The organism is uncultured Acetatifactor sp. (genome assembly GCF_948601915.1).
Classification (GTDB): Bacteria; Bacillota; Clostridia; order Lachnospirales; family Lachnospiraceae; genus Acetatifactor.
On sequence record NZ_CAPDXS010000024.1, the window covers coordinates 3740 to 17612 of the forward strand.

The 13873-nt window shown below is 47.5% G+C and carries 15 protein-coding genes, 1 tRNA gene and 1 pseudogene; all 17 read left to right on the forward strand.

Going from position 1 to position 13873, the window contains the following annotated elements; genetic code table 11:
- A pseudogene (locus Q2B33_RS05905) lies at positions 1-797 on the forward strand (phage tail tape measure protein); the annotation flags it as partial.
- A 5-nt stretch (positions 798-802) separates the two neighbouring features.
- Positions 803-1753 (forward strand): phage tail domain-containing protein, encoded by a 951-nt coding sequence (locus Q2B33_RS05910; RefSeq protein ID WP_172529054.1) that lies wholly within the window; start codon positions 803-805, stop codon positions 1751-1753.
- A 2-nt stretch (positions 1754-1755) separates the two neighbouring features.
- Positions 1756-2802 (forward strand): siphovirus ReqiPepy6 Gp37-like family protein, encoded by a 1047-nt coding sequence (locus tag Q2B33_RS05915; protein ID WP_300913903.1) that lies wholly within the window; start codon positions 1756-1758, stop codon positions 2800-2802.
- A 19-nt stretch (positions 2803-2821) separates the two neighbouring features.
- Positions 2822-4297 carry a hypothetical protein gene (locus Q2B33_RS05920; RefSeq protein WP_300815139.1) on the forward strand — a complete coding sequence of 492 codons (1476 nt, stop codon included), beginning with the start codon at positions 2822-2824 and terminating at the stop codon, positions 4295-4297.
- A 20-nt stretch (positions 4298-4317) separates the two neighbouring features.
- A complete protein-coding gene (locus Q2B33_RS05925) occupies positions 4318-4830 on the forward strand; it encodes a hypothetical protein (protein ID WP_300822670.1) in 513 nt (170 codons plus the stop codon).
- A complete protein-coding gene (locus tag Q2B33_RS05930) occupies positions 4827-5927 on the forward strand; it encodes an SUMF1/EgtB/PvdO family nonheme iron enzyme (RefSeq protein WP_300815137.1) in 1101 nt (366 codons plus the stop codon). Before Q2B33_RS05925 ends, Q2B33_RS05930 begins: the two co-directional genes overlap by 4 nt.
- 51 nt (positions 5928-5978) lie before the next feature.
- Positions 5979-6374 carry a diversity-generating retroelement protein Avd gene (avd, locus tag Q2B33_RS05935; RefSeq protein WP_135990098.1) on the forward strand — a complete coding sequence of 132 codons (396 nt, stop codon included), beginning with the start codon at positions 5979-5981 and terminating at the stop codon, positions 6372-6374.
- A 355-nt stretch (positions 6375-6729) separates the two neighbouring features.
- Complete coding sequence (locus Q2B33_RS05940) at positions 6730-7752, forward strand: reverse transcriptase/maturase family protein (RefSeq protein WP_300815136.1); 1023 nt, start codon at positions 6730-6732, stop codon at positions 7750-7752.
- Between the two features lie 79 nt (positions 7753-7831).
- Entirely contained in the window at positions 7832-8272 is a 441-nt protein-coding gene (locus Q2B33_RS05945; protein ID WP_300815135.1) for a phage holin family protein, read from the forward strand.
- 87 nt (positions 8273-8359) lie between these two features.
- Entirely contained in the window at positions 8360-10018 is a 1659-nt protein-coding gene (locus Q2B33_RS05950) for an N-acetylmuramoyl-L-alanine amidase (protein WP_300815134.1), read from the forward strand.
- A gap of 199 nt (positions 10019-10217) precedes the next feature.
- Positions 10218-10358, forward strand: coding sequence for a protein phosphatase (locus tag Q2B33_RS05955; RefSeq protein WP_251206850.1), 141 nt, complete (start codon positions 10218-10220; stop codon positions 10356-10358).
- 121 nt (positions 10359-10479) lie between these two features.
- Positions 10480-10674, forward strand: a complete 195-nt coding sequence (locus tag Q2B33_RS05960; protein ID WP_300815133.1) for a DUF1778 domain-containing protein — start codon at positions 10480-10482, stop codon at positions 10672-10674.
- A gap of 336 nt (positions 10675-11010) precedes the next feature.
- Positions 11011-11538 carry a hypothetical protein gene (locus tag Q2B33_RS05965; RefSeq protein WP_300815132.1) on the forward strand — a complete coding sequence of 176 codons (528 nt, stop codon included), beginning with the start codon at positions 11011-11013 and terminating at the stop codon, positions 11536-11538.
- A 56-nt stretch (positions 11539-11594) separates the two neighbouring features.
- On the forward strand, positions 11595-12629 hold the full coding sequence (locus Q2B33_RS05970) for an IS30 family transposase (RefSeq protein ID WP_300815131.1): 1035 nt from the start codon (positions 11595-11597) through the stop codon (positions 12627-12629).
- Between the two features lie 132 nt (positions 12630-12761).
- Positions 12762-12834, forward strand: a tRNA-Gly gene (locus Q2B33_RS05975).
- A 96-nt stretch (positions 12835-12930) separates the two neighbouring features.
- Positions 12931-13413: a hypothetical protein gene (locus Q2B33_RS05980; RefSeq protein ID WP_296465769.1), complete on the forward strand. Its 483-nt coding sequence runs from the start codon at positions 12931-12933 to the stop codon at positions 13411-13413.
- Positions 13406-13834, forward strand: a complete 429-nt coding sequence (locus Q2B33_RS05985; RefSeq protein ID WP_296465771.1) for a hypothetical protein — start codon at positions 13406-13408, stop codon at positions 13832-13834. The genes Q2B33_RS05980 and Q2B33_RS05985 overlap by 8 nt, the downstream gene beginning before the upstream one ends.
- Positions 13835-13873 lie beyond the last annotated feature (39 nt).

Genomic DNA, 13873 nt, shown 5'->3' on the forward strand with positions numbered 1-13873 from the left:
GGTTTCTCACCATGTTCACCAACGCCTACAATAACGTGACCCGTGTATTTGCGGCCATTGGTTCCTGGTTTGGGGCACGGTGGAACGATATAAAGAACGCCCTGGCCCAAGTAGCAACCTGGTTTCTCACCATGTTCACCAACGCCTACAATAACGTGACCCGTGTATTTGCGGCAATCGGTTCCTGGTTCGGTGCCAGATGGACGGAAATAAAGTCCGCCCTTGCAAACGTGGCATCCTGGTTTTCAACCACATTCCAAAACGCATACCAGGGCGTGGTAAACGCATTTTCAAACGTGGTTTCGTTCTTTTCTGGCTTATGGGAGAAAATCAAGGGCTGTTTTGTGGATGTGGGCGTGAAAATCGGTTCTGCCGTTGGGGATGCCTTTAAATCGGCAATCAATAGCTGTCTTTCCACCATAGAGGGCGTGGTAAATAAATTCATAGGCATGATTAACGGCGTGATTGATGTAATCAATGAGATACCGGGCGTTTCCCTGGGGAAGATAGGAACCTTGTCATTGCCAAGACTGGCAAAGGGCGGCGTATTGAGGGAGGGCCAGGCCATGGTGGCGGAAGCCGGCCCGGAACTTTTGAGCATGGTAAACGGAAAAGCGGTTGTAACGCCGCTTACGGGGACGGCAAGGAACCACGCCATGGAGAACGCCGGAAAAGGCGGCGGTGGATATGTACAGAATGTGAATATAACAAGCCCAAAGGCGTTAAGTCCTTATGAGGTGGGCAGACAGACCAGGCTACAGACCAGGGCCATGATTTTAAGGATGCAAAGGGGGTAAATCCAGTGTCGGACATTAAAGTGATATGCACAAGCGATAAGAACGTGGCATTGACCTTTACCTGGGACGGGTTTACCCCGTTCCACCTGGTAGACATAGAGGGCATATACGGGATAGAAAGCAACGTGGTAACAAGCGAGAACACCACCACGGACGGCAGCACCTACCAGGGAGCCACGGCAAAGGAAAGAAACATTGTGCTGACCGTGGAAATGGATGGGGACTATAAGGAGAACCGAAACCTTTTATACCGCACGTTCCCCATAAAACGGACCGGGACCATGCAGTATATAGAGGACGGGGAAGCCAAGACTATTGATTATGAGGTTGAAAACATCCTGCCGGGAGCCACAACGGGCGTGGTGCGTGACTATACCATTTCCCTAAAATGCACGGACCCGTATTTCAAGGACCTGGCAGACATTGAAGTGGTGATGGCATCATGGGTGAGTGATTTCTTTTTCCCGGCGTGCTTCCCGGAAGAGGGCGTTATATTTGGGCACCGGGAAGCTGAATTGGTAAAGGAAATTGAAAATGACAGCGGAGCCGACAATATCGGCATTGTGGTAATCTTCCATGCGGACGGTGCCGTGAAGAACCCGGCCATATACCATGCCGAAAGCGGAGAATTTACAAAGGTTGGATATACGGAGAACAATTTCACCATGGCATCCGGCCAGTACGTCATCATAAACACTTATACCGGGAAAAAGAACATATATCTTTTGGACGGCGTGACCCAGGCGGAGATTGAGAACCATAAAAACAATTATGGGGTGATTGATTGGGATGCCGTGATTGAACGGTACGGAACCGTGATAAATGAATACCTGGATGAAGATGGGGACTTTATACAGTTGCAGGATGGGACCAATACCCTTACCTATTCGGCGGATGAGGGCGTGAACTATCTTTCCATATCTGTATATTACAGAATTTCATATTTGGGGGTGTAGGAATGGAAATACACGTCTATGACCGCAGCCTTAGACGGTTGGGGCACATTGAGAACCACACGTCCCTACAGTGGCACAGAAAATATTATGAATGTGGGACATTTGAACTTCACTGCCCGGTGACGGCGGAAAATCTTAGGCTTTTGAAGCCTGGGAACGTCATTACCAAAGGGGACAACAAACTGGAAGCTGCCGTGATACGGGGGGACCAGACGGAAGAGGAAAGCACGCTTGTAAATGAGATTACCAGGAATGGAAAGTTTCTTCCCGTGTACCTGGGGGACCGTCTGACCGGGCCGCTTTTCAATTACAGTGGAACCGTGGAAGATGCCATGCGCTTTATGTTGGGCAGGATGGCAGCAGTCCCCCTATTGCAGATTGCGGAGGGGACCGGGGACAAGACAAAAATACAGTTCCAGGCCACTTACAAGAACGTCCTGGAATACCTCACCAAACTGGCGAGGTATGCGGAAATCGGGTTCCGTGTGGTGCCGGATTTCAAGAAAAAGACCATGACCTTTGAAACCTATAAGGGCATAGACAGAACCCAGGCACAAGGGAAAAATCCCAGGGTCATCTTTTCGGAAAGTTACGATAATCTGAACCAGGCAAAGCATAATTACAGTGACGAAAGCATGAAAACCAAAGTAATTGTGGGAGGGGCAGGGGAGGGGTTAAACCGTGTCTATGTGACCGTGGGAGGCGGAAGCGGTTTTGACTTACGGGAAGTGTTCCTGGATGCAAAAGACATAAACAAGGACGAACTGACGGAAGCGGCATATCTGGCCGCATTGCGGACCAGGGGGCAGGAATACCTAAATGAAAACAAGGTATTTGAAAACTTTGAAGCTGAAGCCGAAGCGGATGTGAATTTCATCTATCAAAAAGATTATGACCTGGGGGATGTGGTGACGGTAAAGAAGAAAAAGTGGGGCACTTCCCAAAATCTTAGGATAACGGAACTTTGCGAGGTTTACGAATATGGGGGAATGTATGTTGTGCCCACTTTTGGGGATGCCTTGCCCACGGCAATAAAATGGGACGATTAGAGGAAAGGAGGGAAAGACAATGGCAGTAAGAGGTTTTTTCTACAACGCCACGGATTTGAACGATAAGGAGCGCAGATACAACGGCCAGGATATGAACGAAGATAAAGCCCCTTTCTACAAAGAGGGCGTTGTATACGGCCATTTACAAGTCACGGCAGGGGACGGGATGGAAGTAAGGGTGGATGGCGGAAGCCGGAAAGGGTACGCCTATATTAATCTTCACACCATACACAATACCGCAGTCCTGCCGCTTACCGTGAGCCAGGCAAGCGGAACACTCCACAGGATTGACCGGGTGATTGTGCGGAATGATGAAACGGAGCGCAGACCAAGTATTTTTATCCGGGAGGGTGCATTTTCAAGCAAGCCGCAGCCGCCGGGGCTGATAAACAATGATGTAATCCAGGAAAAGAGCCTGGCCCGTGTCTATGTGAGGGCCGGGGCGGTGGCAATTACCCAGGCAGACATAACAGACGAAAGGGCGGACGATTCCGTGTGTGGGTTTGTGGCTTCACAGTTCAAGGAACTGGATTTCTCACAATTCCTTTCACAGTTCAACGCCTGGTTTGCGGAAGAGAAAAAGGCAATGGAAAAAGACCATGCCGCCTTTGTGAAAGAGTATACCGAACTTATCCGGGATTTCATGGATGGCCGGGAAGATGATTTAGAACAGTTCAATGCCTGGCTTGCCAAAGAGAAAAAGGCAATGGAAAAAGACCGTCTTTCCTTTGTGGAAGAATACGCCGGGATGACAAAGGATTTCATGGAAACCCAGGCGGCGGAATGGGAAAAGTGGTTCCAGGGAAAGCAGGATGAACTTGCCGGGGACGTGGCCGGGAAATTGCAGTTGCAGATTGACGGCCTTAGAAAGAAAGTCCATAACATGGCGTTCAAGCTATGGATTGCCTACCGTCTGGAGAGCATCCAGGGAGCCGTTACCCTCACGCTTACCAACACCATAACGGGGAGCATCCAGACGGCGGATTTCACGGAAAGCGGCATTGGGTTTTACATCACGGAAGCCGGGGACTATACCGTGAGGACCAACAAAGGGGGCGTTGTGGCAACGCCTAACAGATTTTCCGTTGACAATGTGGACCTGATGCACACAATGACCGTTTCCTTGCGTGACGGGGCGGATAGGGGCTATATCGGAAACTATATGGGTGCCTATATACAAAGGCAGACGGTAAGGCTTTATATAGCCTATCTGTTGGAGAGCATCCAGGGAGCCGTTACCCTCACGCTTACCAACACCACAACGGGGAGGGTGCAGACGGCGGCGGTTTCGGAAAGCGGCGTTGGCTTCCATATCCAGGAAGCCGGGGACTATATCATGGAAACGGATATGGAAGCCGTGATGCCCATACCAAGGACGTTTTCCGTTGGAAATGTGGACCATATGCCGCCAGGGCATACAATGACCGTTTCCTTGCGTGAGTGCGCCAATATGGCCTATATAGGCAACTATATTGGAACCCATATATTAAGTTAAAAAGAAAGTGAGGTAAGAGGATGAAAGGATTTCCTAAAGTAATCAAAACAAAGTCGGACCTGGTAAACACGTTCAAGATGGCGAAGAAAGGGAGCCTTAAAAAGTCGGATTGGTTGGAAGCCGTGGTGAAACTGGAAAACCAGAACTGGATTATGTGCCCGGTCATCAATCTGTCAGAGGACAGAAAGGCGGTCACAATCATGTTTTGTGCCGAAGCGGCAGCAGGGCAGAGAGTCAAGAACGGGGCGGTATATCCGACCATACAGAGCGTTGAAACGGTGGAGGTAGGGAAAAGTACCACCGACACGGAAAACGCCGACACAGAGGGCCAGGAAGCGGCCAGGGAGGGCACGGGAAGCGGCCAGGCGGCAGCAGGGCAGCAGAATACCACAACCCACACTATACTGAACCTTTCCAAAGCCGTGAATATCGGCACAATGGAAATCGGCATCCCGGCGGCGGTGACGTTCTATGACCGCCTGGGGATTTCCAGGGAGGAAATAGAGGAAATGAAAGGAGAATTGGAAGCGTGAGCAGATTATTTGTGTATGATGAAAATATGTTGGATGAACGGGCGAAGATTACCGTTGCAAAGATGGCGGCCATTTCTGATATTGTGGCCCCGGACAAAGCGTACATCCAGTACAGCGGACGGGGAGAAATCACGGTCATTGGCGGATGCGTGATTGCGGTGGGTGAAACGTCCGTGTTCAAGACGGCGGAAACCATACTTACAAAGGAAAATCTGGACCAGGGAAGCGATTTTGCACATGGCAATGATTATTATATCTATATTTGTGACCCGGGAACGGATGACCAGGACGAACAGTATTTGATTTCCTTAAATTCCACGTTCCCGGACGGCGAGGGATGGGACGATACCAACACCAGGAAGATTGGCGGATTCCATTATGGCCGCGTGAGGAATACGGACGAATACGGCAGGCCAATCAATACATCCGGGGCGGTAAGGGGTGCCGGATGGGAGGGGAATACCCGTGTGGACATTATCCCCAATTCTGTATGGACAACGAAGCACCGCCCTAAATGTGACCCGTCCGGCATGGTATACCTGGGGAACGCCTTGTGGGGTGATATTTACCTTTCCAGTGATGACGGGGCCAATGGGTTGCAGTCTGTCTATTGCGGCACGCCTATCACGGGTACGGAGGGCCTTAACTGGTATATTGCAGGGGAAAGGGCAAGGCGTGTGGGGAAGCGTCTGCCGGATTACATGGAATTTACCGTGGCAGCAGACGGAAGCCCCCAGGGGTTGGATGATTCCAACACAAACGGGTGGACGGCAACCGCCAACAAGGCAAGAACCGCCGTTGGGAACATTGCAAACGCCGTGAGTGCCTTAAATATATGTGACCTGGTGGGGAACGTGTGGAAATGGTTGGTTGAACTGTTACATGACCCAACGGGGGCATCCTGGGCGTGGCATAATGTGTTAGGCAACGGTTACGGCCAGGCGTATATGGCGAATAGTACGGGCTTGCGCGCCCTCGTTGGCGGCGGCCGTTGGCGCGACGGCGTGCGTTGCGGTTCACGGGCCGTCGGTTGCGACGGTGTTCCGTGGCCCGTGAGCACGAGCGTTGGCGTGTGGTGCGTGTGTGACAGTCTGTAAATCTGTTGGGGTGGGCGAAAGCCCAACCCCGACTTGTAAAGGGATGGAGAAATGGCCCAAGAAAAAGAAACAGAAAACAAGCAAACAAACGGTTTCATGGAAAGCATGAAACTATTCCAAAAAGTTTATGATTTCCTGGTTTATATCTTTCCAATCTTAGGACAGCTTCCGAAGTTTGAAAAGTTCGCATTGCAGCTATACATAAAGCAGTCACTTTTTGAACTGGTAAAGGACATAATACGGTTCAGAAAGACGGGAACGAAAAGCCATATATATGCGGCGGACGTGGAACTGGAATTTATACGGGTGCTGATTCGGCTTGCGTTTGACTTGAAATATTCGGCGGTGAACAAACACCGATATGAAGTGGCAAGCCGGAAACTGGCAGAGGTAGGGAAGATATTGGGCGGCATTATCGGAGCCGTGAAAGACGGAAAATGGAAATAATAAATAAAATATGGGGAAACTGTTAATTCGCACCTGGCCGGGCTTGCACGCCCTCATTGGCGGCGGCAATTGGAACAACGGCGTGCATTGCGGTTCACGGGCCGTCAATTGCAACAATGTTCCGTGGAACGTGAACACGAACATTGGCGTGTGGTGCGTGTGTGACTAATCAACTTTGCAGACTTAGGGGCCTATGGGCTACTAGCAAGATTTATCAATCATTCTGATAAGTCAGACGGTTTTCCCGTTCCGGCGTTCTGTCCGGACAAAATAGAAAAGGCACCGCCTTTTGAGTAGAAGAATATTTGAAAATTGGTAGGGCAAAATGAAAACAGTTAAAGGGTTACATGAAAAAATGTATACCTTTGACAATGCCAATACATCATTCAAGAAAGCCGCAGCAAACAAGCGGTTCCATGAAGAGGTATTGGCATTTTCCATGTCAAAGGAGGATGAACTATTTAGGGCGTGTGAGGAATTGGAGAACCTCACCTATAAGCAGGGGGAATATACCGTTTTCAAGGTGTGGGAGCCAAAGGAACGGCTTATCATGGCGTTGCCGTTCTATGACAGAGTGGTGCAGCACATGATTGTAAATGCCATAGGGCCGGTATTTGAACAAAGGTTTTATACCCATTCCTATGCGTGCCGTGAGGGGAAAGGGATGCACGCCGCAAGCAACCAACTGTATAAATGGATGTATGAATTGATGACGGCCCAGGGATTGCGGCTATACGGCTTTAAAGGGGACATAAGCAAATACTTTGCATCCATTCCGCATGAAGAATTGAAAACGGAAAATAGGCGGTACATAGGGGACAGGAAAGCCCTTTATCTTATGGACAATATCATTGACAAGAACGGGATATTGCCGGACGGCGTGGGCATCCCGGTGGGAAATCTTACATCACAATTATTTGCCAATGTGTACGGGAACCGCCTGGACAAGTTCGTGAAACATACCTTGCATATCAAGTATTACATCCGATACATGGATGACTTTATCATCCTTTCCCCGGACCTGGCACAGCTAAAGGAATGGGTGAAACGGATTGAAGAGTTTTTGGAAGAGGAAATGAAATTGCACTTGAATCCCAAAAGCACCATTCTGTATGCCGGAAATGGGATTGACTTTTGCGGCTATATCCACCACCCGGAATATAGGAAAGTCAGAAAAGCATCCGTCCGGCGGCTGAAAAATGACGTGAAGCACCTGGAAGCCGGGGAACTGGACCGTGAAGCCTTTGAGCGGAAATACAAAAGCCGCCTGGGGCACATGGGGCACGCCGACACATACCACGTCACAAAGGCAATAGAATATGAATTGCTGTTTTGGGAGTGGGAGCAGAGGGAAAGCGGACTTTTGATTCCGGCATAACCGGGTCAGAATTTGAACACAAAACCGCCTACAATAAAACCGTGGCAAAAGGAATAATCCAAGAAAGGAGAAAAGGACAATGAAAAGTGAGTTGATGGAATTTCTTTTGGAAATGGCGGAGAATCCGTTTTTAAGAGCGGTGGCCCTGGCGGTTGTGTTTGATACTATCATGGGCGTACTTAGGGCGGTAAAGGAGCGAAAGTTTAATAGCTGTATCGGCATCAATGGAGCAATCCGCAAAGTGGGCATGGTTCTGTCTATTATATTCCTACGTCTGGCGGATGCCGTTATAGGCATCAACCTTATAGGATTCCTGCCAAAGGAAATGTGGGCAGCAATCGGTATGGATGCACCGCTACACTTAGGAATGGCTGAATTTTTCGCTATTCTCTTTGTGGCCTATGAAATTGTAAGCATCTTAAAGAACATGACGTTGGCCGGGCTGCCAGTAAAAGGTTTATGGCTGAAAATAAAGACCGTCCTTTCCAAGTATACCACGGAATTGCCGGATGACGATTAAGGAGGAAATGGCTATGGATGAAAAAGGTTACAACCAGGTAGAAGATGAAGTCATCCACCCGGACGAAGAAAAGGGGGAAGAGGAATAATGATTACGGTAGTAATAGACCCAGGGCATTATACCAGGTATAACAAGGGAGTGGCAGCCGGATATTATGAGGGTAACGCCGTATTCAAGTTGGCACAGTACCTTAAAGAAGAATTACAGAGTGGCACAGACCAGATAAAGGTTGCCATGACAAAGAACACAATGGCGGAAAATCCGGGCGTATTTGCACGAGGACAGTTTGCTGTAAGCAACAGGGCAACCGTGTTTTTGTCCTTGCACTCTAACGCCGTTGGGGATGCGACAAAGTATGAAAAGGCTTATGGCGTGTCCGTCTACCGCTCTTTGTTTCTCCCGGACAGTGAGGACCTGGGCAAGAAATTGGCGGATGCCATTGTGGAGGTAATGGCCCCGGTAACGGGCGTTACATATTCCAGGGGTGTATTGACCAGGAGAAGCGATACAACGGGAAGAGATTATTATGGAGTTATCCGTGGAGCGGTGAACAATGCAGGAACCGCCGCCCAGGCATCCGCCGGAGTGGTAAAGCACGCCTTTATTATCGAACATGGTTTTCATACAAATAGCCGGGAATGTGATTTCCTGGCCGTGGACGATAATTTGAAAAAGATTGCAAAAGCGGAAGCAGATACCATAAAAGAGCATTTCGGCATCATTGCCGCAGATTATGAGGGATTGCCAATCATGGGAGAATCTACGGCAACCGAAGCGCAGCTATTGGCATATCTGAAAGAAAACAATTCGGCGGCAATGGAGGAATTTGCAGGATTGCCAGGCATTTACATGGAAGAGGGAAAGGCCGAGGGCGTGAGAGGGGATGCCGCTTTTTGTATGGCGTGCAAGGAAACCGGGTTTTTCAAATTCGGTGGAGACGTGAAGAAAGGGCAGAATAATTTTTGCGGCCTGGGGGCAACGGGCGGCGGAAATCCAGGACACTCTTTTGAAACGCAACGCCTGGGAGTACGTGCCAATATTCAGCACTTGAAAGCATATGGAAGTGCGGAGCCGCTTGCAAATGAGTGCGTAGACCCACGGTTTAAGTATGTAAGCCGAGGAGCGGCATTGACTTTTGAGGAACTTGCCGGAAAGTGGGCCGTCCCCGGATATGACACCAAGAAATATGAAAGCCTAAAAGCCGCAAAAGCGGCGGTAGATGCCTATGGGGACAATATTGTGGCAATGTTGGTAAAAGCTATTTCTGGCGGACAGGAGAAGCAGCAGGAACCGCAGATAGGAGCCGCCGGAGCAATGGGAAAGATAAAGGTGATTTATGAGGGGCAGGAGGGCCTAAGCATCCACACAACGCCGGAATGGGGAAGCCTTAACCTTAATCTGAAAAACGGTCCCGTCCACGCCGGCGAGGTTTTCGGCGTGATTGAAAAGGTAACGGTGGGAGCCGGGGCAATGTATAAATTGCTTAGTGGAGCCGGATATATTACAGCTTCCGAAAAGTATGTTACTTTTACGGCATCCAAAGAAGAGAAACCCCAGGAAACGGCAAAGGAAATTAAGGCAGGGGACACGGTGAAAGTCCTTAGAAATGTAACCTACACCGGGAATAGCTTTAAACTGTATTATGACAAATATACCGTTTTGAGCATATCCGGGAACCGTGCCGTAATCGGCATAGGTAAAGTAATAACCGCCGCCGTAAATGTAAAAGATATTGCGGTGGCATAATAACCCCTTTTGGTCAAAAAAGGAAATTGATATGTCACGGGATAGGGAACACGTCAAAGTAGGCGTGTTCCTTTTTCGTAAAAAATTTTTAGGAATATGTCGGAATATGTATTGACATATGACGACATATGTTATATAATAAAGACAGTTAAGGGAGATACTTAACAAATACATGGGCAAGCATAGAAAGGAAGAACGTATGGACGAAGAAATGAACACGAGCGAACTGTTAAAAGAAGTCGTTGAGGAAAACCAGACAAGAAAGATTCTTGAAATCTTGAATGACTGTAAAGACCTTGCGGAAGCAAAGGAAAAAGTAAAAGCCTTACTTAATAAGTAAGACAAAAGGGAACCAGAAAGGGCGGTGGACTTGCCAAAGCCGCCCAATCTGCTAAACGCAATTATACACCATTTGGCAAGGGAAAGGAAGAGTGAATTTGCCGGAAGAAAGGTTGGGACGTATGCCAAGAGCAAAAAGCGGAGAATTTAACCAGATTGCTTACCAGAATGAATTTAATAAAAAAAATTATGACCGTATAGAAATTAAGGTTCCAAAAGGAAAAAAAGCGGTCATAACGGAAGCCGCAGCGGCAGCAGGACAAAGCGTAAGTCAATATATCACCCAGGCCATTGATTCACGTATGAGCCTGGATTAAGATACCCCCGGCAGCAGGACAGCCGCCGGGGGGCAATTAAAACGGCCATGCTGACCATGGGCGGCGTGAGGGTCCAAAGCCCCTACAAACTGTTGATGGGTTGCACTGGTGCAAAAAGTACCTACCAGGGAAGTGTACACGCCTATTCTTCCCAGGTAGGCCGGGAACTAGAAAACCATGCCACGCCCCGGTGAAGTTATCCGGCGTTTAAAAGGTTGTACGATAACACCCGGTATATTGCAAGCTGTCATCCTATAAAGCCGTAGGGCGTGATACGGACGGATGGCCGCTTGCGGTATGCAAAATCACAGATTCATGCAAAGGGAGGAACTTAACATGGGAATTTTAAAAAATCTATTCTCTAAAAAGCAGGAAGAGCCAACACCGACACCACCGCCCCAGGAAGAGCCAAAAAGGCCGAAAGGGATAATCAAGACACAGCGGCATAAACTGGATAATGTAGAAGCCCACATGAAAGATATTATGGAACTTGTGGAGGAAAACGAGGACTATAAACTTTCCAAAAAGGAAATCATAGAAAGCGGCCTGGAAGATGAAAAAATCTATGAATATGAATTGTGCGGAAAAATAGAACTTTTGTTCGGGGGGGTAGAACCTATTCAAGCCTTTATGGGTGATGTATGTATTGGAGAAATAAAGAAAGGCAGCAGGGCAAAGGTAAAAAAGCTGATAGAAAGCGGAACTATCCAGAAGATTGAAGCGGAGGTTTCCGGCGGAAATTATAAAATAGTACGATATGACAGCGGCAGGGACAAATATTTTTATGATTCGTTAGAAGATGCGTTTTGCATCACCATTGAAATCACTTACCGGGAAGAGATTAAAGAGGATGTAAAAAAATAGGACATTGGACGGCACGGATTCTTTCCGTGTCCGTTTCTTTTGGAGGGATGGATTTCATGGGGAAGCATTTAACTAAAAATGATAGGATAAAGATGGAAACAATGCTTAATTCCGGCCATAAGGTAACGGAGGTTGCGGCGTATTTGCACGTTCATAGAAGCACCATATACCGGGAAATGAAAAGGGGAGAATATACCCATAGAAATAGTGACTATACCGAGGAAGTGAGGTATAGCAGCGATTTGGGGCAAAAGAACCATGATTGGAACGCCCAGGGAAAGGGGCGCAGTCTTAAAATTGGGAATGATATGCCTTTAGCTGAATACATAGAGGATAAGATTGTAAACGATAAGTATAGCCCGGAAGCCGCATTGGCAGCAGTAACCCAAAGTGGGATTGAGTTTAAGACCTCTATCAGTGTGAGGACTTTATATAGATATATAGACAATGGTATTTTCTTAAAATTAACCAATAAGGACCTGCCGATAAAAGGGAAGAGGAAAAAGCATAATAAGAAAGTAAAGGTGCAGAAAAGAGCATCCGCCGGGGAGAGCATAGAGAACCGCCCGGAGGAAGTAAAGGACCGGGAAACCTTTGGACATTGGGAAATGGACACGGTAAAGGGAAAGCAGGGCATTACAAAGTCATGTATGCTTGTATTAACAGAACGTAAAACCAGGGATGAAATCATCATTAAGATGCCAGACCAAAAGGCGGCAAGCGTAGTGGAAGCCCTGGACCGGTTGGAAAGGAAATGGGGCGATATGTTCCCTAAAGTCTTTAGAAGCATCACCGTGGACAATGGGGTGGAGTTTGCGGACTATGAGGGGTTAGAACGGTCTGTTTTGCATAATGGGGAAAAGCGGACCTTTCTTTTCTATTGTCACCCATATAGCAGTTGGGAGAGGGGCACAAACGAGAATAGTAACCGCCTTATCCGCCGCCATATACCAAAAGGGGAGGACTTCGAGGAAAAACAGGATAAGGACATAGAGTATATAGAAACCTGGATAAACAACTATCCCAGGGGGATTTTGGGGTTTAAGACTTCCGCCCAACTCTTTGAAGAGGAAATCAAGAAACTGGCCTAATTTTTTCAAAAAGTTGTTGCATAACTATTGACAAAATGCAAAAATGAAAAAAATTTGAAATTCTACTTGACAGACAGGAAGATATGCCTTATACTAATACAAGTCGGGCGGTCATGGTAGCCTGTAAGCAATGCGATAGTGGCTCAGTTGGTAGAGCGCCACCTTGCCAAGGTGGAAATCGCGGGTTCGAGTCCCGTCTATCGCTTTTTTGTTATAGTTACATAGTTTTTGAGGAGGATAATCAAACTTGGGTTTGGTTATTTTTTATATATACAGATTTTTTCTGAGGAGATAATGGGACATGATAAATATAATATCTAAAGACAGGGTGGAAGACATAAAAGATAAATATGGAAACATGGTATATATCGAATTTCCCTGGCAGTTGTTCTATAATGCCTCAAAGGTGCTGAACCAACTAGGGGAATATGAGGAGATAGAGCGGGTGATTCGCGAGGTAGAGGGATGCGAACCGCTGCCGGGAAAGCAGTTCAGAAGCAAATTCAACGGTGAGACATTGGGGATAAGCGAACTGTCAACAGGAAGCAAAGTGGTCATATGTATTTATTATCTGATTAAGATAGACATGGTGCAGAACAGGATAATAGACATAACTGATTGCGGGAGCAACGCTATAAAATATATATTGACACATTATAACGAAAGCGAGTTGAACCTGTTTTTAGGGCATGAGGATTTGCGGGATGATTTTGCGTGTGAGTTCATGCTGAATGGCAATATGGCGCACCATTTATTCGAGATAAGTGAGGGGATGCATGAGTAAGAGGATACAGTTTACACTGGGGACATACCGCATAGACATTCAGTTGAATACGCGCATAACGACCATTTGGGGCTACACGGCCACTGGCAAGACCTTGATATATAATTTGATCAGGGATTATAAAATGATAACAGGAGCAAAGGGTTTTGTGCTCCTGAAGGCGGACAATGAGGATGATGTGGAACCGGTAAGCGTAATCGGCAAATTAAAGAATGCGAATGACAGCGTAGTAGTGATAGATAATGCGGATCATATATTGAGAAGCGAAGAAGTATATGAGTTCATCCTGGAGGATTATTCCAGAGGAAACTATTATATACTGCTCGGACGCGATACAAGACTTGTGCATAAAGTAAGCGACATAGCCAGGCCCAGCATTAAGGGCAATGACATATCCATAAAGTATTTGTCTGGAGGTTGAGAGATAAGTCCTGTATTTATACAGAAGCCCCGGCGCAGG